Source organism: Streptomyces sp. JLBJ103, from assembly GCF_058215575.1.
The window spans coordinates 3,650,179-3,672,681 of record NZ_CM177089.1; the positions used below are offsets into that span (position 1 = coordinate 3,650,179).

At 68.7% G+C, this 22,503-nt stretch carries 17 protein-coding genes, 1 tRNA gene and 1 pseudogene; 8 read left to right on the forward strand and 11 right to left on the reverse strand.

The window, feature by feature from the left end; translation table 11 throughout:
- Positions 1 to 69: 69 nt before the first annotated feature.
- Genes AC4BEG_RS15945 through dnaK form a run of 4 tightly spaced genes read right to left on the reverse strand, consistent with a single transcriptional unit; the run spans position 70 to position 4,300 of the window.
- Positions 70 to 549, reverse strand: a complete 480-nt coding sequence (locus AC4BEG_RS15945) for a heat shock protein transcriptional repressor HspR (protein WP_490706532.1) — start codon at positions 547 to 549, stop codon at positions 70 to 72.
- A 5-nt stretch (positions 550 to 554) separates the two neighbouring features.
- Complete coding sequence (dnaJ, locus tag AC4BEG_RS15950) at positions 555 to 1,739, reverse strand: molecular chaperone DnaJ (protein ID WP_490706533.1); 1,185 nt, start codon at positions 1,737 to 1,739, stop codon at positions 555 to 557.
- A gap of 45 nt (positions 1,740 to 1,784) precedes the next feature.
- Positions 1,785 to 2,441, reverse strand: coding sequence for a nucleotide exchange factor GrpE (grpE, locus tag AC4BEG_RS15955; RefSeq protein WP_490706534.1), 657 nt, complete (start codon positions 2,439 to 2,441; stop codon positions 1,785 to 1,787).
- Positions 2,438 to 4,300, reverse strand: a complete 1,863-nt coding sequence (gene dnaK / locus AC4BEG_RS15960; RefSeq protein ID WP_201871898.1) for a molecular chaperone DnaK — start codon at positions 4,298 to 4,300, stop codon at positions 2,438 to 2,440. Before dnaK ends, grpE begins: the two co-directional genes overlap by 4 nt.
- A gap of 306 nt (positions 4,301 to 4,606) precedes the next feature.
- Between dnaK and AC4BEG_RS15965 the strand changes: the two genes are divergently transcribed.
- The gene (locus AC4BEG_RS15965) at positions 4,607 to 6,871 is read left to right on the forward strand and encodes a (Fe-S)-binding protein (RefSeq protein ID WP_490706535.1); all 2,265 of its coding nucleotides are present in this window, start codon (positions 4,607 to 4,609) and stop codon (positions 6,869 to 6,871) included.
- A 93-nt stretch (positions 6,872 to 6,964) separates the two neighbouring features.
- On the opposite strand, the gene AC4BEG_RS15970 is transcribed toward AC4BEG_RS15965, so the two are convergent.
- Positions 6,965 to 9,916: a SpoIIE family protein phosphatase gene (locus tag AC4BEG_RS15970; protein ID WP_490707095.1), complete on the reverse strand. Its 2,952-nt coding sequence runs from the start codon at positions 9,914 to 9,916 to the stop codon at positions 6,965 to 6,967.
- A gap of 1,367 nt (positions 9,917 to 11,283) precedes the next feature.
- Here AC4BEG_RS15970 and AC4BEG_RS15975 point away from each other — a divergent pair.
- Both AC4BEG_RS15975 and AC4BEG_RS15980 read left to right on the forward strand, forming a co-directional pair.
- A complete protein-coding gene (locus AC4BEG_RS15975) occupies positions 11,284 to 12,798 on the forward strand; it encodes an FG-GAP repeat protein (protein ID WP_490706536.1) in 1,515 nt (504 codons plus the stop codon).
- A gap of 154 nt (positions 12,799 to 12,952) precedes the next feature.
- The gene (locus AC4BEG_RS15980; RefSeq protein WP_490706537.1) at positions 12,953 to 13,915 is read left to right on the forward strand and encodes a Yip1 family protein; all 963 of its coding nucleotides are present in this window, start codon (positions 12,953 to 12,955) and stop codon (positions 13,913 to 13,915) included.
- Between the two features lie 526 nt (positions 13,916 to 14,441).
- Here the strand turns inward: AC4BEG_RS15980 and AC4BEG_RS15985 are convergent.
- The 6 genes and pseudogenes from AC4BEG_RS15985 to AC4BEG_RS16010 all read right to left on the reverse strand — a co-directional run bounded on the left by AC4BEG_RS15985 (position 14,442) and on the right by AC4BEG_RS16010 (position 19,009).
- The gene (locus tag AC4BEG_RS15985; protein WP_490706538.1) at positions 14,442 to 14,840 is read right to left on the reverse strand and encodes a hypothetical protein; all 399 of its coding nucleotides are present in this window, start codon (positions 14,838 to 14,840) and stop codon (positions 14,442 to 14,444) included.
- 655 nt (positions 14,841 to 15,495) lie between these two features.
- Positions 15,496 to 16,827, reverse strand: a complete 1,332-nt coding sequence (locus AC4BEG_RS15990) for a DNA primase family protein (protein ID WP_490706539.1) — start codon at positions 16,825 to 16,827, stop codon at positions 15,496 to 15,498.
- A gap of 345 nt (positions 16,828 to 17,172) precedes the next feature.
- Positions 17,173 to 17,469 (reverse strand): annotated as a pseudogene (locus AC4BEG_RS15995) (bifunctional DNA primase/polymerase); the annotation flags it as partial.
- Between the two features lie 116 nt (positions 17,470 to 17,585).
- Positions 17,586 to 18,101 carry a phosphoribosyltransferase gene (locus tag AC4BEG_RS16000; protein ID WP_490707096.1) on the reverse strand — a complete coding sequence of 172 codons (516 nt, stop codon included), beginning with the start codon at positions 18,099 to 18,101 and terminating at the stop codon, positions 17,586 to 17,588.
- A gap of 29 nt (positions 18,102 to 18,130) precedes the next feature.
- On the reverse strand, positions 18,131 to 18,706 hold the full coding sequence (dcd, locus tag AC4BEG_RS16005; protein WP_490706540.1) for a dCTP deaminase: 576 nt from the start codon (positions 18,704 to 18,706) through the stop codon (positions 18,131 to 18,133).
- A gap of 138 nt (positions 18,707 to 18,844) precedes the next feature.
- Entirely contained in the window at positions 18,845 to 19,009 is a 165-nt protein-coding gene (locus tag AC4BEG_RS16010) for a hypothetical protein (RefSeq protein WP_490706541.1), read from the reverse strand.
- A 243-nt stretch (positions 19,010 to 19,252) separates the two neighbouring features.
- Here AC4BEG_RS16010 and AC4BEG_RS16015 point away from each other — a divergent pair.
- The 5 genes from AC4BEG_RS16015 (at position 19,253) to AC4BEG_RS16035 (ending at position 22,320) form a co-directional block, all read left to right on the forward strand.
- Positions 19,253 to 19,326, forward strand: a tRNA-Gly gene (locus AC4BEG_RS16015).
- A gap of 358 nt (positions 19,327 to 19,684) precedes the next feature.
- Positions 19,685 to 20,242: a type II toxin-antitoxin system VapC family toxin gene (locus AC4BEG_RS16020; RefSeq protein ID WP_490706542.1), complete on the forward strand. Its 558-nt coding sequence runs from the start codon at positions 19,685 to 19,687 to the stop codon at positions 20,240 to 20,242.
- A gap of 504 nt (positions 20,243 to 20,746) precedes the next feature.
- Complete coding sequence (locus tag AC4BEG_RS16025) at positions 20,747 to 20,974, forward strand: type A2 lantipeptide (protein WP_490706543.1); 228 nt, start codon at positions 20,747 to 20,749, stop codon at positions 20,972 to 20,974.
- Between the two features lie 732 nt (positions 20,975 to 21,706).
- Positions 21,707 to 22,060: a DUF6247 family protein gene (locus AC4BEG_RS16030; protein ID WP_490706544.1), complete on the forward strand. Its 354-nt coding sequence runs from the start codon at positions 21,707 to 21,709 to the stop codon at positions 22,058 to 22,060.
- Positions 22,057 to 22,320: a hypothetical protein gene (locus AC4BEG_RS16035; protein ID WP_490706545.1), complete on the forward strand. Its 264-nt coding sequence runs from the start codon at positions 22,057 to 22,059 to the stop codon at positions 22,318 to 22,320. The genes AC4BEG_RS16030 and AC4BEG_RS16035 overlap by 4 nt, the downstream gene beginning before the upstream one ends.
- The last annotated feature ends 183 nt before the right edge of the window (positions 22,321 to 22,503 follow it).

Sequence of the window (22,503 nt, forward strand, 5' to 3'; positions counted from 1 at the left end):
GCTAGGCATGAGAAAGGCCCGGTGACCGAAGCTCGGTCACCGGGCCACTCGATCGCGTGAACAGAGGTGCTATTCCGAGCGCTTGGGCCGCCAGACGACCAGCGCGCTGGTCTGCTGGACGTCCTGGTAGCGGACCAGGTCGCGGCGGTAGGAGGCGTGGACCTGGGCCTCGCGCTGCTGGATGGCCGCCGCGGCGCCCTCGACCGCGGACTGGAGTTCGGACACACGGGCCTGGAGGGCCGCGACCTGGTTCTCCAGTTCGATGATGCGCTTGATCCCGGCGAGGTTGATGCCCTCGTCCTGGGACAGCTGCTGCACCTGACGGAGCAGCTCGATGTCACGCGCGGAGTACCGCCGGCCGCGGCCGGCGGTGCGGTCGGGGGAGACCAGGCCGAGGCGGTCGTACTGACGCAGGGTCTGCGGATGCAGACCGGAGAGCTGAGCGGCGACCGAGATGACGTACACCGGCGACTCGTCGGTCAGTTCGTAGGGATTGCGGGGCCGGCCCGCGCCCCTGCCTCCGATTCCTCCTCGGCCGTGCGTCTCCATTGAGGTCACGCTCCCTTCGCGGCCTTGAACAGCTCCGCCCGCGGGTCCTCACCCGCGGTCGCCTCGCGATACGACTCCAGCGCCTCACGCGCCGAGTCACTGAGGTCCTTCGGCACCGTGACCTCGACGGTGACCAGCAGATCGCCCCGGGTGCCGTCCTTGCGCACCGCGCCCTTGCCGCGGGCGCGCATCGTCCGGCCGTTGGGCGTACCGGCCGGCAGCTTCAGGGTGACCGGAGGGCCGCCCAGCGTGGGCACCTTGATCTCGCCGCCGAGCGCCGCCTCCGGGAGGGAGACGGGCACGCTGACGGTCAGGTTGTCCCCCTTGCGGCCGAAGACCGGATGCGCGTCCACATGGACGATGACGTAAAGGTCACCGGCCGGACCGCCGGTCTCGCCCGGGGCGCCCTTGCCGCGCAGCCGGATCCGCTGGCCGTCGCTGACGCCCGCGGGGATCCGGACCTGCATGGTGCGGGCGGAACGGGCCCGTCCGCTGCCCTTGCAGGTCTCGCACGGGTTCTGCGCGATCAGCCCGCGGCCCCGGCACTCCACGCACGGGTCGGTGAGCGAGAAGCCGCCCCCGCCGCCACGGCTGACCTGTCCGGTGCCGACGCAGGTCGGGCAGACCCGGGGGGTGCCGTTCTTGTCGCCGGTGCCGGAACACTCCTTGCACGGGGCCTGGCTGGACATCCGCAAGGGGACCGTGGCCCCCTCCACCGCCTCGGTGAAGCTCAGCGTCACCTCGGACTCGATGTCCTGACCGCGCCTCGGCTGGGTGCGGGAGCCGCCGCCGCGGTTGAAGAGGCCGCCGAAGACGTCCCCCAGACCGCCGCCGAACCCGCCCGCGCCACCGCCGCCCTGGCCGCCCTGGCCGCCGCCGAAGAGGTCGCCCAGGTCGAAGTTGAAGCTGCCGGTGCCGCCCGGACCGCCGGGACCGGGGCGGAAGCCGCCGTTCCCGAACAGCGAGCGGGCCTCGTCGTACTCCTTGCGCCGCTTGGGATCGCCGAGGATGTCATTGGCCTCGGAGATCTCCTTGAAGCGCTCCTCCGCCTTGGCATCACCCTTGTTGGCGTCCGGATGGAACTCGCGCGCGAGCTTCCGGTACGCCTTCTTGATCTCCGCCTCGGTCGCGTCCTTGGGGACGCCGAGGACCTTGTAGTAGTCCTTCTCGACGAAGTCCTTGGTGCTCATCCCCGACGTCCCTCCTCTCCTGCGGTATCCGTCGTCACCGTTGCGTCAGCCCTCGTCCGGGCCACCGCTCTCCTCTTCCGCGGCCGGTGCCTCGCCCTCGCCGCCCTTGGCGGGGGTGGCGCCCGGCTGGGGCTCGGCGACCGCGACCCGAGCCGGTCGGATCGTTCGCTCGCCGATTCGATACCCCGGCTGAAGAATCTGCACGCACGTCGTCTCGGTGACATCGGGCGCGTACGCGTGCATCAGAGCCTCGTGCACCAGCGGGTCGAAGGGCTCGCCCTCCTTGCCGAACTGCTGGAGGCCCAGCTTCGCCGCCACCGTCTCCACCGATTCACCGACGGACTTGAAGCCGCCGACGAGCTCGCCGTGCTCACGGGCGCGGCCGATGTCGTCGAGCACGGGCAGCAGCTCGGTCAGGAGGTTCGCCACGGCGATCTCCTTGACCGAAACCCGGTCCCGCTCGACCCGGCGCCGGTAGTTCTGGTACTCGGCCTGGAGCCGCTGGAGGTCGGCCGTCCGCTCGTTGAGCGCGGTACGGACCTGGTCCAGCTGCGCCTGAAGGGCCACCTGCTCGTGGTCCCCTGCGGGGGCCGGACCCGCCTTGTCGGCGGACCCGGCGCCCTTCGCCGCGTCGTCAGGGGTCTGCGCGGCTTCGGAGGGGACGTCGGGCTGCTCCTCGAAGCCCGGGGTCTCCTCCGTCACGCGGCACCACCCTGACCCTTGTCGGCCTTCTCGTCGTCGACGATCTCGGCGTCCACCACGTCGTCCTCGGCCTTGGCCTGGCCCTCGGCGCCCGGCTCACCGGCGGCGGCACCGGCGGCCGCGCCCTCGCCCTGCGCGTACATGGCCTGGCCCAGCTTCTGGCTGACCGCGGCGACCTTCTCGGTGGCGGTGCGGATCTCGGCCGTGTCGTCGCCCTCGAGCTTCGCCTTGAGCTCGGTGAGCGCCTCCTCGACCTCGGTCTTGACGTCGCCGGGGACCTTGTCCTCGTTGTCCTTCAGGAACTTGTCCGTCTGGTAGACGAGCTGCTCGGCCTGGTTGCGGGTCTCGGCGGCCTCGCGGCGCTTGTGGTCCTCCTCCGCGTACTGCTCGGCCTCGCGCATCATGCGGTCGATGTCGTCCTTCGGCAGCGCGGAGCCGCCGGTGACGGTCATCTTCTGCTCCTTGCCGGTGCCCAGGTCCTTCGCGCCGACGTGCATGATGCCGTTGGCGTCGATGTCGAAGGTGACCTCGATCTGCGGCACCCCGCGCGGGGCCGGCGGCAGACCGGTCAGCTCGAACATCCCGAGCTTCTTGTTGTACGCCGCGATCTCGCGCTCGCCCTGGTAGACCTGGATCTGCACGGACGGCTGGTTGTCCTCGGCCGTGGTGAAGATCTCCGAACGCTTGGTCGGGATCGTGGTGTTGCGCTCGATCAGCTTGGTCATGATGCCGCCCTTGGTCTCGATACCGAGGGACAGCGGGGTGACGTCCAGCAGCAGGACGTCCTTGACTTCACCCTTGAGCACACCGGCCTGGAGGGACGCGCCGATGGCGACGACCTCGTCCGGGTTCACACCCTTGTTGGCCTCCTTGCCGCCGGTCAGCTCCTTGACGAGCTCGGCGACGGCGGGCATCCGGGTGGAGCCACCGACCAGGACCACGTGGTCGATCTCGGACAGCGAGATGCCCGCGTCCTTGATCACGTTGTGGAACGGGGTCTTGCAGCGCTCCAGCAGGTCGGAAGTGAGCTGCTGGAACTGGGCGCGGGTGAGCTTCTCGTCCAGGTGCAGCGGGCCCTCGGCGGAGGCCGTGATGTAGGGCAGGTTGATCGTGGTCTCGGACGAGCTGGAGAGCTCGATCTTCGCCTTCTCGGCGGCCTCGCGGAGGCGCTGGAGCGCCATCTTGTCCTTGGACAGGTCCACGCCGTGGCCGTTGTTGAACTGCTTGACCAGGTAGTCGACGACGCGCTGGTCCCAGTCGTCACCGCCGAGGTGGTTGTCACCGTTGGTGGCCTTCACCTCGACCACGCCATCGCCGATCTCCAGCAGCGAGACGTCGAAGGTGCCGCCGCCGAGGTCGAAGACCAGGATGGTCTGGTCGTCCTTCTCCAGGCCGTAGGCGAGCGCGGCGGCGGTAGGCTCGTTGACGATACGCAGGACGTTGAGGCCCGCGATCTCACCGGCTTCCTTGGTCGCCTGGCGCTCGGCGTCGTTGAAGTACGCCGGGACGGTGATGACCGCGTCCGTGACCTTCTCGCCCAGGTACGACTCCGCATCCCGCTTGAGCTTCTGCAGGATGAAGGCGCTCATCTGCTGGGGGTTGAAGTCCTTGCCATCAAGGTTGATCTTCCAGCCGGTGCCCATGTGGCGCTTGACCGAGCGGACGGTCCGGTCCACGTTGGTCACCGCCTGGCGCTTGGCCACCTCACCGACCAGCACCTCGCCGTTCTTCGCGAACGCGACGACGGACGGCGTGGTCCTGGCGCCCTCGGCGTTGGTGATGACGGTGGGCTCACCGCCCTCGAGAACACTGACGACGGAGTTCGTCGTACCCAGGTCGATGCCGACCGCACGAGCCATTTCGCAATCCTCCAGCTACCGCTTCGAGTACAGCATTGAGTGGAACAGGCTCAAGCGTGCATGATCGACTGCACCCTGTCAACAGAGCTGAGTCGCCACGACTCAACTTTTATATGACCCTCAGACCCAGGAGGCACAAACGCCCGCCACACAAGTCCCAACGCACCCCAGGGCAGGGGACCCTGAGCGACGCAGATCACCGGCTGGTCGACTACATGAGGTCGCTCTCCGGCGGGTAATGTCGGTCAAGACGAAATAAGTTACTGCTTAGTAAGCATCGCTCTCGCAGGTTCGAGGAGCCCCACCATGCAACTCGCCGCGATCATCGTGTCGCTGGTCCTCATTGCGGTCGGCGTCGCCCTGCTCGGTCGCGCCGTCGTGCAGTTCGTACGCTTCTTCATGCTCGGCGCCCCGATCCCGGCGGGCCTCAGGACCGACAATCCGTGGCAGCGGAGTGTGACGGTGGTCCGGGAGTTCGTCGGGCACACCCGGATGAACAAGTGGGGCATCGTCGGCGTCGCCCACTGGCTCGTCGCGGTCGGCTTCCTCACCCTGCTCCTCACCATCGCCAACGCCTTCGGCCAGCTCTTCCAGGCCGACTGGCTGCTTCCGATCATCGGTGAATGGCTGCCGTGGGAGCTGCTGGTCGAGGTGATGGGGCTGGGGACGACCCTGGGCATCCTCACCCTCATCGTCATCCGCCTGCTGAACCTGCCGTCCCGCGCGGGCCGCAAGTCCCGCTTCGCGGGTTCGACCGCCTGGCAGGCGTACTTCGTCGAGTACGTCATCCTCATCGTCGGCGTCTGCATCGTGACGCTGCGCGGCCTCGAGGGCGCCCTGCACCACGTGGACAGCTACGAGGTGGGGTACCTGTTCTCGTACCCGCTGGTCGTGGCCTTCAAGGGGCTGAGCCTGACCACGCTCCAGAACCTCACCTACTTCGTCGCGATGGTCAAGATCGCCACCTCGTTCATCTGGATGATCACTGTCTCGCTGAACATCGACATGAGCATCGCCTGGCACCGCTTCCTCGCCTTCCCCAACATCTGGTTCAAGCGGAACGCGCAGGGCGAGGTCGCCCTCGGCGCGCTGCTGCCGATGACCAGCGAGGGCAAGCCGATCGACTTCGAGGACCCGGGCGAGGACGACCAGTTCGGCGTCTCCCAGATCGAGCACTTCTCCTGGAAGGGCCTCCTCGACTTCTCCACCTGCACCGAGTGCGGCCGCTGCCAGTCGCAGTGCCCGGCCTGGAACACCGGTAAGCCGCTCTCCCCCAAGCTGCTGATCATGGCACTGCGCGACCACTCGCACGCCAAGGCCCCGTATCTGCTCGCGGGCGGCGGCAAGACCATGGAGGGCGAGGAGAAGGCCACCGAGGAGCAGCTGAAGGACGTGCCCGCGGCCGCCCTCGCGGAGGCCGAGCGCCCGCTGATCGGGACGCTGGAGGAGAACGGCGTCATCGACCCCGATGTGCTGTGGTCCTGCACCACCTGCGGTGCCTGCGTCGAGCAGTGCCCGGTGGACATCGAGCACGTCGACCACATCGTGGACATGCGCCGCTATCAGGTGATGATCGAGTCCAGCTTCCCCAGCGAGGCGGGCACGATGCTCAAGAACCTGGAGAAGAAGGGCAACCCCTGGGGTCTGGCCAAGAAGCAGCGGCTGGCATGGACCAAGGAAGTCGACTTCGAGGTGCCGGTCGTCGGCAAGGACATCGAGGACCTCACCGAGGTCGACTACCTCTACTGGGTCGGCTGCGCCGGTGCCCTGGAGGACCGCGCCAAGAAGACCACCAAGGCCTTCGCGGAGCTGCTGCACATCGCGGGCGTCAAGTTCGCGATCATGGGCGGCGACGAGGCGTGCACCGGTGATTCGGCCCGCCGCCTGGGCAACGAGTTCCTGTTCCAGCAGCTCGGCCAGCAGAACGTCGAGATGCTGAACATGGCATTCGGCGAGGATGCCGACGAGGGCGTGGTCGTCGAGAAGTCCAAGAAGAAGATCGTCGCGACCTGCCCGCACTGCTTCAACACCATCGCCAATGAATACCCGCAGCTGGGCGGCGACTTCGAGGTCATCCACCACACCCAGCTGCTCCAGCACCTCATCGACGAGGGCAAGCTGATCCCGGTCACCCCGGTCGAGGGTCTGATCACCTATCACGACCCCTGCTACCTGGGCCGTCACAACAAGGTCTACACCCCGCCGCGCGAGATCATCGCCAAGGTGCCGGGGCTCCGCAACGAGGAGATGCACCGCCACAAGGAGCGCGGCTTCTGCTGTGGCGCGGGCGGCGCCCGGATGTGGATGGAGGAGCGGATCGGCAAGCGCATCAACAACGAGCGGGTGGACGAGGCGCTGTCGCTCAACCCCGACATCGTCTCCACCGCCTGCCCGTTCTGCCTGGTGATGCTGACGGACTCGGTCAACGGCAAGAAGAACGAGGGCAAGGCGAACGAGGCGCTCCAGGTCGTGGATGTCTCGCAGCTGCTGCTCGACTCGGTGAAGGCGCCCGCCGACCCCGAGGGCGACGGCGAGTCGGCCGAGGAGCCGGAGCCCGAGCCGGTGAAGTAGGGCCCACGGCACCCGGGTTCAACGGATACGGGGCCCGTTCGCGCGATGCGCGGACGGGCCCCGTGGTCGTACCGGGGTCGTACGAGGGGGTAGTCAGTACCGCTTGGCGTTCTTCTGCTGGGGCAGCGCCAGCTCGGCCCAGATGACCTTGCCGTCCGCGGTGTACCGGGTGCCCCAGCGGTCCGCGAACTGCGAGACCAGGAACAGCCCCCGGCCACCCTCGTCCGTCGTGGCCGCGTACCGCAGATGCGGTGAGGTGCTGCTGGTGTCCGAGACCTCGCAGATCAGACTGCGGTCGCACAGCAGCCGCACCCGGATCGGCCCGGTGGCGTAGCGGATCGCGTTGGTGATCAGCTCGCTGAGGATCAGCTCGGTGGTGAACGCGACGTCCCCGAGATCCCATTCGGCCAGCTTGCGGGCCACCGACGCCCGTACCTCGGCGACATGCGCCGGGTCGGAGGGCACCTCGCAGTTGGCGATCCGGCTCGGCTCCAGAACCCGGGTACGCGCCACGATCAGCGCGATGTCATCGCTGGGGCGGTCGGGCAGCAGCGCGTCCAGCACCGCCGTACAGGACTCCTCCGGCGTCCGGCCGGGCTGGGAGAGGGCATCGCTCAGCAGCTCCAGACCGATGTCGATGTCCCGGTCCCGCTTCTCGATCAACCCGTCCGTGTAGAGCACCAGATGACTGCCCTCCGGCAGCTCGAGCTCCGTGGTCTCGAACGGCAGCCCGCCCAGGCCCAGCGGCGGTCCCGCGGGCAGTTCGGGGAACTCCACCGAACCGTCCGGGCTGACCACGGCGGGCGGCGGATGGCCCGCGCGCGCCATGGTGCAGCACCGGGTCACCGGGTCGTAGATCGCGTACAGACAGGTGGCGCCGGTGATCACTTCGGCCCCGGCGTCGGCGCTCTCCGCGCCTCCGCCGCGCTCGTCCTGGTCGATCCGGGCGATCAGATCGTCCAGATGGGACAGGATCTCGTCCGGCGGCAGATCCAGCGTGGAGAAGTTGTGCACCGCCGTCCGCAACCGCCCCATCGTCGCCGCCGCATGCAGACCATGCCCGACCACGTCCCCCACCACCAGCGCCACCCGCGCACCCGGCAGCGGAATCACATCGAACCAGTCGCCCCCCACCCCCGACTCCGCCGGCAGATAGCGGTACGCCACGTCCAGGGCGTCCTGCTCGGGCAGCACCCGGGGCAGCAGACTGCGCTGGAGCGTGACCGCCATGGTGTGCTCGCGGGTGTAGCGGCGGGCGTTGTCGATGCTGACGGCGGCGCGGGTGACCAGCTCCTCGGCGAGGGAGATGTCGTCCTCCTCGAACGGCTCGGGCTTCTCCGAGCGCATGAAGCTGGCCACCCCGAGCACCACACCCCGGGCCCGCAGCGGGACCGTGATCATCGAGTGGATGCCGTAGTCGACGATCTGCTGGGCAAGCTCGGGATCCTGCTCCTGCCACCCTCCGAAGTCGCTCAGCACCGCCTCGACCGTCACCTCCCCGGTGCGGAATCCTCTGGCCTGGGGAGCGCTCGGGCCGAACTGGATCAGCATGCCGACGGGGTAGAGCGGCACGTCGTCACTGATGCCGCTGAGGGCCGTACGGCGCAGCGCGGTGGGCCGCCCGGCGGCGTTGGCCTGCGCCGCGCCCGCGGCGGCGGAGTCCGCCGGGGCGGGCTGATGGGGCAGGACCACGCCCTGGATCACGCCGGTGCCCTGGGTGGTGCCCGCGCTGTGGGTGCCGGGGATCGCCCCGTGGGTGCCGGGGAGCGCCCCGTGAGTGCCGGGGAGCGCCCCGTGGGTGCCGGGGAGCGCCCCCGTGCCCAGGATCGTTCCGGCGTCCCGGATCGTTCCGTCGCCGGGGATCGTGCGGTTGCCGGGGATCGGTCCAGCGCCCGGCACGGGCAGCCCCAGGGCCACGCCCGTGCCGGTGCTCGTGCCCATGCTCGTGCCGGTGTCGCTCTCCTGCGGCTCCTCGCCCCGCAGCACCGAGTCCGCCAGGTCCACCGAGACGTAGTCGGCGAACCGCGCGACCGCGTACTCCGCGAGCTCCTGGGCGGTGCGCAGCACGTCCAGGGTGGTGCCGATGGACACACCCGCGTCGTACAGCAGCTTCAGCCGGTTGCGCGCGAGGTCGACCTTGCCGGACAGGGCGCGCAGCTCGGTGGTGTCCCGCAGGGTCGCGACGCTGCCGGGCGGGCCGCCGTTGCGGTCCGTGGGGCGGTGGCTGACGGACAGCAGCCGCTCACCGGCCGTGTGCACCTCGTCGGTGGCCGGGCGGCCGGAGGTCAGCAGCGCGGCCGTGTGCGGATCGAAGCCGAGCTCGGCGACCGGGCGGCCCTCGGCGTCCGGCGGCAGGTCGAACAGCCGCCGCGCCTCGTCGTTGGCGAGCACCAGACGGCCGTCGCCGCCGACGATCAGCACACCTTCCCGCACCGCGTGCAGCACCGCGTCGTGGTGCTCGTACATCCGCGTCATCTCGGCCGGGTCCAGCCCATGGGTCTGGCGCCGCAGCCGCCTGCTGACCAGCGCCGTACCGGCGGTGGCCAGGGCGAGCGCGGCCGCCGCGGCGCCGAAGAGCAGCGGCAGCTGATGATCGGCCGCACCGCTGACCTTCTTGATCGTGATCCCGGCCGCGACCAGGCCGACGACCTTCCCGCGGTGGTCGAAGACGGGCACCACGGACCGTACGGAGAGGCCGAGGGTGCCGGTGAAGGTCTCGGTGAGGCTCCGGCCCTCCACCGCGGGCCCGATGCTGCCCATGAAGTGCTTCCCGATCCGGTTCGGATTGGGGTGGGTGTAGCGGATGCCGTCCGGCGACATGGCGACGATGAAGTCGACACCGGAACCCTCCCGGGCCCGCTCGGCGAGCGGCTGGAGCTCGGCGGTGGGGTCGGGGCCGCGCAGCGCGGCGACGATGCCCGGGGCGCTGGCGAAGCTCTCGGCGACGGCCATCGAGCGGTTGCGCGCCTCACGCTCGCTGTCGTAGCGGGACTGGAGGACGAGCGCGACCACGGCGGCGACGACCAGCAGCAGCACGACCCCCACCTGGAGGACGAACACCTGGCCCGCGACCGTGCGCACAGCGCGCGCCGGGCCGCGGCGGCGCCGTGGCCCTCCGGGGCCGCGCGGCCCCGCGGGAGCGTGCCCGCGCCCGCCTTCCGCCCACCGCTCACCGGGATCCCGCGGACCCCTCGGACCCCGCGAATCCCAGGACCGGGAATCCCGCCGGTCCAGCTGATCCCGCTGCTTCGGGCGCTTGGGCCGCTCACGCGCCGAGCGCGGCCCCTCACGCCGACCTCGTGGGCGCCAGTCGGTCATCGTGCGGGCCAACGGAACCCGTGATCGACCGAAAAGTCCGGCCATGTCGTTATTTCTAGCACCCTCGTCCCGCGGCGGGCGAACGGCATCCGCCGCTGCCGGCCGGCCACTCGCGTCCGACATCGCGACTTACGCCCCGCCCGCGTCCTCCTTCACCGGTCTCGCCGCCTCACCGTTGATCCACACTCCGTGCGATGCGCACATGGCTGCCCCCGCTTGCCCGCTTCGAACATGTACCGATCCTGGCCGTGAAGTATCCCTTCTCACAACAACGTTGCGAATCTCTACAGGATCATGCCCCAACTACCCATTGGTAAATGTCCTGGACAGACCTTGTACTCCAAAGGTCATCTTTACCGCCAAGCAGACGGAACAGTCCCTGATCCTCCGGTAAGGGCGCAAGTACCCCGTTCGTGGACGGTAGTTGACAGTTCCACCAGGTCTCGATCCGGGCGCGAACGGGGTCCGACGCGGGTCCGACCCCGGCGCGATCCAGACGCGATCCAGGTCCGGCCCTGGGGGCGATCGATCGTCGATCAGCGCTCGATCGACGATCGATCGGCGCCCCCGGGCGAAGGCCGTTCGCCGGGGCCGACAGAAGCGCAGCGGCAGGTCAGCGGCGCCGCCGATGCCCCGCTCCGCCGCCGATGACCATCGCCGCAACGGGGCGGCGCAGCCACGGCCGCCCACGCCACCGCCCGGTCCTGCCCCGGCCACGTCCGCCCGAATCCGGCCACGTTCGGCCGCGTCCCGGTGCGTTCACCTTCACGCCACCCGCACAGCACCCGCGCGCCCCCGGGGCACAACCACCCGTACCCCCCGCTGAGGCACACCGGGCGCCGCAGCGCCTGGCTCCGGCGCCCACACCTCGTGCGCCTGGCATATATCTGCCAATTTCCGCCTCCCCTCTCGGCCAGTCCTCTCGCCCTCACCGACGACAAGCGGCCTGTGGCGCCCCCGTCCCGCACACCCGTGCGGCCCTGCCACACGGGCGCGCACCCGGCACCCCCGGATGGCTCTCGCCCGGCATCACCCTCGTAACGAAGTGACCCATGCCATGGCACCGGCCGCCCCCGATGGGTTGAGGTGGCTCGATGACGCCTGCGCCTCCCCCCACCGCACCACCGCCCGGACGCGTCCCGGGCGCCCCGTACCGCACCACCGCCGGAGCCGCCTGCGCGGCGGCGCTCGCGCTGCTGCTGACGGCGTGCGGGCTCGGCGGTGACGGCAAGGACACACCGGACCACTCCGCCGCCGCCTCCGGGGCCGTCATCACCCCCACCGCGTCCGCCCCCGCCCCCCACGGCAAGGGCAGCCGGCTGCCGGACGACCTCAACGGCGACGGCTATCCGGACCTCCAACTCCCCGTCCCCTCCCGCAAGGAGGGGCTGCCGACCCGCACCGGCTTCGTCTACGGCTCCGCGAAGGGGCTGAACCCCGCCACCCGCACCGTCCTCCGGCGCCAGGACCTCGGCCTGCCCGCCGCCGACGTCACCGTCGCGGGCGCGAGCGAGGTGACCACGGCCGACCTCGACGACGACGGCTACGCCGATGTCACCACCACGGCGGGCGAGCGGCTCGGCAAGCGCGAGGCCGAGCGCACCCACACCACCGTCCGTACCGTCCCCTACATCTCCTGGGGCTCGGCGGGCGGTCCGCGGAAGACCCGGGCCGCCGCCCGCGTCCAGCTGACCGGCCCCGAGGACAGCGTGGACACCCAGCGCCCGACCGTGGGCGACTTCGACGGCGACGGCCACCACGACCTGGCGCTGATCCGCGCCGACCGCCGTTCGCTGCTGGTCATGTACGGGCCGTTCGACAGGGCGGGCAAGGCCGCCAGGAGCGTGCCGTACGCCAGCCCGCTGGACGAGCACGGCGACCGCGGCGAGATCGGCGATCTCATCGCCGACACGATCGACGGCGACCGCCCCACCGATCTGGTGGTGCACGCGCTCAACGACGAGGAGCAGTCCGGCTCGACGCTCATGGCCGCGGGCTCCGACGGCCTCCGGCCCACCGGTCGCAAGCTGCGCCAGGGCAACTCCGTGGCCTTCGGCGACTTCGACGGGGACGGCAAGCGGGACGTCGCGGTCGGCGACAGCGGAAGCCGCAACGACGAACCCGGCTACGAGACCGAGCGGCCGGACGTCGGCGAGACGGTCAGCGTCTATCCGCACGCGTCGAGCCGGTCCGGGAACGCCGGGGACCATACCCCGCGCCCGATCAAGGTGCCGAAGCTGTCCGGCGTCCTGGCCGCGGCCGACACCGACGGCGACCACACCGACGAGCTGGCCGTCTCGCTCGGCGCGGGCGGCGTCGAGCTGCTGACCCTCCGCCCCGGCTCCCCGGACAGGGTCGCCGACCGCCGCACCCTGACCCGCGCCGTTCCGGCCCGGGTGGACGGCAAGACGGTCCGCAAGGGCGAGCGCGCGGCCCGGCTCTACCGGGTCGCCGACTTCGACCACGACGGGAAGGACGAGGTGGTCCTCGCCTGGGGCCGCGGACTCACCTTCTCGCGGTACGGCGAGCACCCCGAACGCTGGTGGATCACGGACGGCCGGAAGAATGTGACGGCCTTCACCAGCGCCCCGTACGCGGACGACAACTGACGGCTGCCGCCCGAGCCCTCGGGTGGGGTGAACTCCCCTGTCCGCAGGGGGGACAGCCCCTCCGGGTCCCCCTAAGGGATGTCACAGGTCGGCCGCAATGCCCCGCCTGTCCCACCGCTCCGGCACCGCGATCCCTACGACCGGGTACGTTCGAATGGTGGCTGGATTCAGGATCGGACGCGGACGGGACTCCCACTCCGCGCGACAAGGGCAGCAGCAGCGACCGCAGCAGCAGCCGTACGGACAGCAGGACCCGTACGGCCAGCGGCAGCCGCAGTGGCAGCAGCCCTCTTCACAGGGAGAGCCGGAGTACTTCGGCGGCGACCAGGACCCGTACTACGGCCCCGGACACGGACCGGGCCAGGACCCCGGAGGCTACGGCCCGGGGCCGGGCCAGGACCCGTACGGCCCCGGGGGCGGCTCCGGGCACGGCTCCGGCCCCGGCGGGCACTCCGACAACAACGCGGGCCATACGCAGGCGTTCAGCATCGGCGAGGCGCCCGACGCGTACGACCCGTACGACGACGGATACGCCAACACGTACCGCGCCGGCTCCTCCACCGCACCGCCCGCAGGCCCCCGTCTGCACTGGAAGGAGCTGCTGAGCGGCATCGTGCTGCGCCCGGCGGCCACCTTCTGGCAGATGCGGGACTACACGGTCTGGGGCCCCGCCCTGGTCGTGACCTTCGTCTACGGCATGCTGGCGGTGTTCGGCTTCGGTCAGGCCCGCGAGGACGTCCTCAACGCCCCGATGTCCAACAGCATCCCGTGGGTGCTGTGCACCGGCGTCGCGATGGTGCTCAGCGGTCTGGTGCTGGGCGCGGTCACGCATACGCTCGCCCGGCAGCTGGGCGGCGACGGGACGTGGGCGCCCACGATCGGCCTGTCCATGCTGATCATGTCGCTCACGGACGCACCGCGGCTGCTGTTCGCGCTCTTCCTGGGCGGTGACAGCTCGCTGGTGAAGGTGCTGGGCTGGGCGACCTGGCTGGCAGCGGGCGCGCTCTTCACCTCGATGGTGAGCAAGTCGCACGACCTGCCGTGGCCGAAGGCGCTGGGCGCGTCGGCGATCCAGCTGATCGCGCTGCTGAGCCTGCTGAAGCTGGGCACGCTCTAACCGGCTGCGACGACAGCTGCCACGACACGAAAGGGGCCCGCGTCAGCGGGCCCCACGACACAGCGTCCTCGCGCCTCTCCGCTCAGGCGCCTCTCCGCTCAGGCGCCCGTCTACTCAGGCGCCTCTCCGCTCAGGCGTCGAGTACCTGTCCCGTACGCCGTACGACGGGCGGCTCGACACTCCAGAGCAAGTGAACTGAATGATGGCAGTGGCATCTTCCTGCACGGCCAGAGCAAGTCACAGGCAGCCAGCGAGGGTTCGAGCATGGGTTTCCATCAACCTAATGACTGTGCGGACTCGCCGAGGGGTGTCAGGTTGACAACCCTGGCGCCCCTCGTAACACATCACCGCACGCCGGGTCTTTCGTTTGGTTCATGCTGGGCTCACGGGGCCTGGCACGCGCGCTCGCGGCGTTGTCGTCCGTCGGCGACGCCGCTTAACCCTTCACGTGGCACCGAACACAACGACGGCGGCGGGGTCGGTTGCTCGCCGTCTCCCCGCCGCCGCGATCGTTGAGGACTACCGATCAGTGGTCGTTCACCCAGTAGGCGCTGCTTTCCGGGCCCTGGCCCCAGAACCCGAAGGAGACGCCGTTGTTCTCGTCCAGGTTGTACTTCGCGCCGTCCGCGGCGCGATGCGTCTTGCACGTACCGGCACCCGTCGTGACCGACATGGTGTACAAGTAGCCGCTGTAGCCGTCCTCGCCGACCTCAAGCTCGGCAGAGTAGCCGTCCGCCTTGGTGTCGCACAGCTTGACGACGTCGCCGTTCTCCTCAACGTACACGCGCACGCCGGACGAGCCAGCCACGTTGGGGCCGAAGATGTGATCCCAGCCGGCCGCCGAGGCGCCGCCCGCGGTCATCGCGAGGGCGGTGGAGGCCAGCGCGGTCGCACCGACGAGTATGCGGCCGATTCGAAGCTTCACAGGACTACTCCTTGCATAAGGGGAAGGCGGACCTGGTGCTGCGGTGCACCGCTGGGCGGAAAATCACTAGCACACGGGATGCCTTCGGATAGATCAACACTAAATCGAGTCGCCAAGAAGGCTGGTGCGGTTCAGCAGCAGGAATTGATTGACTGAATCACAGTCACTCTTGACCGAAACTAGTGAGCCTGACCGTGACTAGCAGCGCTCGCAGTCTTCACGCCGTCGAGCCACGCCCAGGCCATCACCCTCGTCCGTCCCTTGAAATGCGGGCATAGATGGCGACTTTGGGAGCCATGGTTAAGCCCGCCCTTGCAGTAGAAGGAGTCGACGGACCCACTCCTCATCCCTCGCGGGAGCACGACGGAGATGCTTCTCAATCCACTCCTGTTTGGTCTTTACGGGGTCCTCAGCGCGCGACGCCTTGCCAGATCGAGCCATCGATCCCATCTCCTGAGTGGTTGGCGTCACAATGCTGTGGGTCGCGGCCCATCGCGACCCAAGGCTGTGACCTGCGGTTTTATCCCGCACTTGTGCGGCCCATCGCGGCCCAGCGTCGAGAGGGCGGGTCGCGATGGGCCGCAGTTGAGTGCAGGGAAAGCTGCAGGTCAGACGGTGTGGGTCGCGATGGGCCGCGACCCGGCGGATTGTGGAATCAACCGCTGACGGCGATGCCGTTGTAGGTGGCGATCCGCTCGCCCGACGGGGTACGGGGACGGGTGCGGTTGAGCTGGGGAATGACGGACAGGAGGTTGCGGCCGAACACCTGCTTCGTGCCGGCGCGAACTCCGTTGTCCTCGGCCCACTCCCGCCAGATGGCCCACAGGTCGTCCACGGGAACGCTGCATGTAGGGCCGGTGGTGCAGCGTTCGCGGACGAACGCGCTGGTGGGGGATGCTGTGTCGCGCATGGTGGTGACCGCGTCGCGGCTGGAGGCGGGTTCCGTGATCCGGCGGGTGCGCTGGAGGCGGGCGAGCCCTTCGAGTGCCCAGTTGAGGATGCCGGGCATCTCCGCGATGAGGCGGTCGGTGAGGGTGGGGTCTTCCTTGCCGAGCCACGACACCCGCATGCTGAGCAGGACGAAGCGATTGGCGATGACCCCGGAGGAATCGCCGAAGTGCGGTAGCTCGTTGGACAGGATCATCAACCGCGAGGGCAGCTTGCCGGTCCACTGCTCGCGGTACTTGCGGTCCACATCGATCGTGTCGTCACCCGAGATAGTCAGCAGCCGCTCCACCACCTGACTGTTGTCATTGCCGGACAATCGGGCATCCGAGATGACCGCCAGCGACTTGCCGACCAGGGTCGACAGACCGAAGTTCGTGCCCAGGCCGGCCAGCGTCGGCCCAGCCAGGTTCTCCTTGCCGACCAGCGCTTTCAGCACCCGCGCGATGGTGCCCTTGCCCGACCGGGACGGGCCGACCATGAGCAGGATCTTTTGGAGGTCGGTGCGGCCGGACAGGACGTAGCCGAACCACTCCTGCAGGGCGATGATCGCGTCGGGGTCGTCGGGCCAGATCTGGGACAGGAACTGTTCCCATTCTGGCGCCGTGGCGGCGGGGTCGTAGGCGAACGGGACGGACACGAGGTTGAAGAAGCCGGGGGTGTGCGGCAGCAGCTCGCGGTCACGGATCCTGAGCAGCCCGTTCTCGCACGCCACGATCGGCCCGTCGGTCTGCTCGCCGTTGAGCCAGGCGGGGGCATCGGTGTCGGTCGGCAGCAGGGTGATGGCTCCGAGGGCATCGAGCAAGTTGCTGATCTTCTGCTTGGTCGGTGCCCAGTCGCGTTCCTCGGTCTCGCCGTCCTTGGCGGGCGTCCGGTAGACGGCATGCTCCAGGCGCTCGTACATCGCGGCGCGTACCTGAGCTTCGTCGATCTCGCGCCAGCAGGTGCCGGTCCAGCGCATCCAGGACGCGCGCCATCGCCGGTACATGAGCCGTCCGTTCTCGGTCTGCCAGTCCGGCAGCAGCCGGCGGGCGACCGCCATGGGGTGGGAGGAGCGGGAAGTTCTTCCGTGCCGGTCATGCGGCGTTCCTCCTGTCCGCCTCGGGGGCTCGGTGCAGGCACTGGCCTACGCGTGCACGGCTGGTCAGTTCGGTGACGGCGGTGCGGCCCCGGGCGCATTCGTGGTGTCCGCAGGCGCACAGCCAGTCGGCTACGGGGAGCTGGCCCCGGCCCAGGCCACGGACGCTGAAACCGGGCCGGATGCCGGTCACCGTGACCGGCTGTGGGTCAGGGCGAAGAGCTGAAAGGACGCCTTCGGCGACGACTTTCGGCGCCCTATTGCCGCTTGGAGTGCGCGCATGTTCGGCGGGGCTGATGCGGCGTGTGGTCACGCTGCCCTCCCGGCGCCGCTGTTGAGGCCGCGGGTCACGGCGCGTCGGGCGTAGGGCTCGGGGACTCCGACCGAGACGGCGGCATCGACGATGCGCTCAGCAAGGATGGCGAGCCCACACGGGCCGGGGCACTCGGCGTGCTGAGCGGCCAGCAAGGATGCGGCGCCGTACGCCTGAGACCCGGCGCCGGAGGTGGTGCGGGCATGAATCCGTTCGACGCCGCGCAGAAGTCCGGTGAGGACGTAGCGCTCGGTATGACGGCACCCGGTGGCACCAGCACGGTCGACCGGCGCCGGCGCAGGGCCCGTCCTGCGCTAACCGGAGGAGCACCGAAATCGAGTAAGGGCCTTTCGGCATCTGCCGAAGGGCCCTTACTCATGAACCTGCAGCGGGAACGCGTAAGCCCAGATCAGAGCGCTTCCTTGTTCTCCTTCGCAGCTTCCCCAGACTTATGTACTGGAGGCAAGACGCTCCACGGGAAGTTGATCCACTCGTCGGTGCGCTTCCAGACGTACTCGCACTTCACCAGCGACTGCGACTTCTCGTAGATCACCGCGCTGCGCACCTCGGCGACCGTGCCGAGGCAGAAGTCGCGCACCAGCTTCAGCGTCTTTCCGGTGTCCGCGACATCGTCCGCGATCAGCACCTTCTTGTCGGAGAAGTCGATCACGTTGGGGACCGGGGCGAGCATGACCGGCATCTCGAGGGTGGTCCCGACCCCGGTGTAGAACTCCACGTTGACCAGGTGGATGTTCTTGCAGTCCAGCGCGTACGCCAGCCCGCCCGCGACAAAGACCCCGCCGCGGGCTATGGAGAGCACGATGTCCGGCTCGTAGCCGTCGTCCGCGATCGTCTGCGCCAGCTCGCGGACGGCGACGCCGAACCGCTCGTAGCCCAGGTTCTCCCGCTGCTCGCTCCCGCTCACGTCTTCGCTCACGCCTTCGCCCACCCCGGTCACACCTTCGTCCGATGGAAGTTCTGGAACGACCGCGAGGGCGTCGGCCCGCGCTGCCCCTGGTAGCGGGAGCCGTAGCGCGCCGAGCCGTAGGGGTGCTCGGCGGGCGAGGTCAGCCGGAACATGCACAGCTGCCCGATCTTCATCCCCGGCCACAGCTTGATCGGCAACGTCGCGACATTCGACAGCTCGAGCGTCACATGCCCGGAGAACCCCGGGTCGATGAATCCGGCCGTCGAATGCGTCAGCAGCCCCAGCCGCCCCAGACTCGATTTTCCCTCCAGCCGGGAGGCGATGTCATCCGGAAGGCTGACCACCTCGTAGGTCGACGCCAGCACGAACTCCCCGGGGTGCAGGATGAACGCGTCGTCGCCCTCGGGCTCCACCAGCCGCGTCAGATCGGACTGCTCCACCGCCGGGTCGATATGGGGGTAGCGGTGGTTCTCGAACACCCGGAAGAACCGGTCCAGCCTGACGTCAATACTCGAGGGCTGCACCATCGTCGGGTCATACGGATCGATCCGCACCCGACCGGCGTCGATCTCGGTCCGGATGTCCTTGTCTGAGAGAAGCACCCCATGAGGATACGCAAACGGAGTGGCCCCCTACGGACAGGCCCTACGGCACGGACCCCACGGCAACGGGCCCGGCCCCACCGGACCGGGCCCTCGCCCCTGACCTCATCGGTTACTGCTACCGGCTACCGCTGTCGGTCACCGCTTCTGATGCCCCACCGGCACCGCATGCCGCAGCCGCGCACAGCGCGGACAGCGCAGCAGCCGCCCGGGGCCGATCCGGTCGACGGTGAGGTGCCGCATCGGGAACGAGCCGGTACTGAACACGTGCCCTTCAGCACAACGGACGACGGTGCGCTCCATTGAGTCCCTTCCCCAAGAACGTGGACGACGTGGAAGACAAAAGCCACATTAGGGGATCAATCGCACACCACTCCACGCGGCACTCCGCACCCCCACGGTACGCCCCAACTCCCGCACCCCAACAGCCGCTTCCCCCCGGCCGAACCACCCCGAACAGCAAGAAGACCCCACGACAAATGCGCCGGGGGTCAGCCATGAGGTACAGTGAGCGACGATGCGGCGCCAAGCCAATCGGGCGCCCTCGCGGGTGTAGTTTAATGGTAGAACATGAGCTTCCCAAGCTCAGAGCGCGGGTTCGATTCCCGTCACCCGCTCCAGCCAGAAGCCCCAGGCCAGCGGCCCGGGGCTTTGTTGTTGTCCAGACTCTCCAGGCGCTCCATGGCCGTTGCGTACTACTGGTGAAGCCTTCGGCGGGGTGTGCCTGGGCGCTATCGCGGCAGCGGAGTCGGCCGACGGGGAAAGCCGCGATGACCGCCGCCCATGGCTACAGAGATCTGTACAACATCGTCGAGCGTCTGGAACCCGAGCAGGTCGAGGAGCTGCGAAGGCACGCGCTGAGCCTGGTCAAGACACCTCCCCCGAGCCGCTTTCGCGTCCCGAGAAGGTTCGACGGGCCGTTCGAACGACCTCGGAGTCCGCGCCAAGGACATCGCTCGGGAGGAGCTCGCGAGGCCGATGCCGATCGTTGACACCGACCCCATCGTCGCCCTGCTGAACCGGAACGACGCGGACCACGAGAGCTGCGCCGAGCTACTGGAGTCCCACGACGCCGAACTACTGATCATGCTGTACGTGCTCACCGAAGCCTGCTACCTGCTCGCCGAGTATGTGAGCCCCGACGCGGAGATCAACCTCATCGAACCCGTGGCCGCGAAGGACCTCATCCAGGTACCGGCCGAGAAGATCGATCTCTCCCGCATGGCCGAACTCACGCAGCAGTACCGCTGGTTCCCCTCGGCGTCGCCGAGGCGTTCGTGGCCGCGCTTGCCGAGCGCCTCAGGCGCGGAGGCGACAACTTTGGCAACCGCCGTTCCGCCGCCGGAGGGCCACGGCGCTGGACGGCAGGGACGGTTCGAGGGGGATGGGGCTCAGGGGGCGTGGTCGTGGGTGGTGACGCCGGGGGCACGATGGCGAGTAGGTGCGCTGGATGATTTCGGTGCGGGTCTGAAGGGAGTTGGCCTCCCCCACGCTGCGGGGCTGACACGGTGCTGGGCGACGTGGCCGTTGCGATGACTGCGTGGCGTAATCCCCTCGAAGCGGTGCAATCCGAGAGGGAGCCCCTCCGAACATGGCACATCAGATGAATCTGAAATCCGGCGACACAATGCCATAGCATTCAGGCTCGGTAAGCCCGCGCATCATCTGCACAGAAATGGCACACTCTCGTCGCTGGATCGCTCCTTCGTGGAGGGCAAACGCCATCTTCAAGGATCGATATGCCCTTCGGGTGACCATGTGAGCCCTTCCGTTGAGCTCGGCTACCGCAGGCAGGTGAAGAAGTTGTCACCATCCGGTCGCAAATCCCGCTTGATGACATGCCGCGATACCGAAACGTCTGAGGAAATTTCCGACGGGTCGGGGTGGCTGGGTCGCCATAGACATGGTTTGATCCACGCCACTCGGAAGTTGAGCATCCGCTTCCGGGTGGCGAACATGGTCAAGCTGGCTGGATCAGCTTGTCAGCAAGTCGCTCCATATAGCCCAGTGTCATCAAAAAAGCGGAAGGGAAGGCCCGTCATGCGTAAGGACGCCATGCCCAAGTACGAAACTCGCGAGATCGCCGACAGCGAGCTGGAAAACATCTCCGGCGGAATCCTCGGGACCGAAAACCTCACGGGTGGTGCGGAATCTGCGCTGCCCACCCTGCCCACCCCCGCTCTGGGCGGCGCGGTTTCGGGTGGCCTGAGCGGTCAGGCAGGCCCTGCCTACGGCGAGGCAGGCTTTTCCGGCGGCGTCGGCATCTGACGCAGCTGCACCAGGGTTTAGTTGGTCTGCATTACTGTCCATCTGAATTCCAAGGGTGACCATGGGCCCCGGTACTGCTGTTCCGGGGTCCATGGTGTTGTACCAGCTGCCTGTATTTGCGCCTTGGCATCTTTTTCCGTCACACGCTGCCGCACCTGGGCGGAATGAATTGAACATGGTTGCGGGCGCTCCTCCCCGCCAGATCACGTCGCCCGCCGCTGCCGTGCCCCAGCCGTGTCCTCCAGCATGGTCAACAGCGGACAAACGCGGAGGCCCTCGCCAAGTTTTGGCACAACGCGATCATCTCTGGGCCAAAGCGAACGGGACGCGTCAGGTGTCATGTGGCTGGCGGGCGCTGGCGTAGGCTCAGCCCGGCGATGCTGGCGTCGATATCGGTTGCAGAGACATTTCCGCAGGTCACGGCCGCAGGGCAGCGCAAGCGAGACGGTGATTCCCAAGCTCAGAGCGCGGGTTCGATTCCCGTCACCCGCTCCAGACAGAGCCCCAGGTCACCGGCCCGGGGCTTCTTTGTTGCTCGGGGGCGTTGGCTTTTCCGTCACCCCTCGGAGCCGCACCAAGATCCAGCACATGGCGATCGTCCTTGGACCAATGCGACCGAGAGGTGTCGAGTGTTGTGTGGCGGACGAGGCGTGGGCGTAGGCTCAGCCCAGCGACAGCAACAACGGCCAGGCGCATGATGATCGCGTAGACCGCCGCCCAGGAGACGTTTCGATGACCGAACAGCCTTCTGCCCCCGACGGGCCCCTGGTCCCCATGCCGGCACTCACTCCGGCAGCACTCCGTGCGGCGGTCGCCCAGATCGCCCCCGCCCAACTGCCGTCCTTCGTCGAGCACCTCGACCGTGCGGTCGAGCAAGCCGCCGCCCAGAGCACCATCACTCCGCTGCGCACCTTCTTGCAATGGTGGGGCGAGTTCGTCGCCGTCCAGCGCTACCCGGCCCGCGCCGCACGCCTGCGCGAGCTGGAGGCTGTAGCGCAAGAGGCCACGGACCGCGAAACCCTTCGCTCCGCACTGGCCGAGATCCGGCAGATCACGGACCTGGCCCACCACGAGATCTCCGCGTGAGCGATACCTGGACCTGGGACTACGACCCCGATGCCGAGCACGTCGTAGGCGGCCTGCCCCACAAAGTCAGGGCCGAGGTAGAGCGCTTGGCTGAGCAGCTGACGATCCTGGGCCGCGACGCGGTCGATGTCGGCCGCGGAAATGCGCACGGAGGCGGTCTGCGGACACAAGACATCTTCGGAGGGCGAGGCTTCTTCATGTTCATGGCGCTGGAACGCCTCGAACTAATTGTGATCACCCGCGTCACATGGATCGGCTGATCAGTCGCTACGGCGCAAGCCTGCATTCACATCGGCCCTTGGCTGCCGCGAGGCGAGCCAGGGCAGGCGCACCTGGGAGCAGCCCGGCCGGGGTAGCGCCCGCCGCACCAGATACAGCGGTCAACAGCGGTCAATGACGGGGGCCTGGTGTGCCTCCCGAACAGTCGATGGAACCCGTTCACA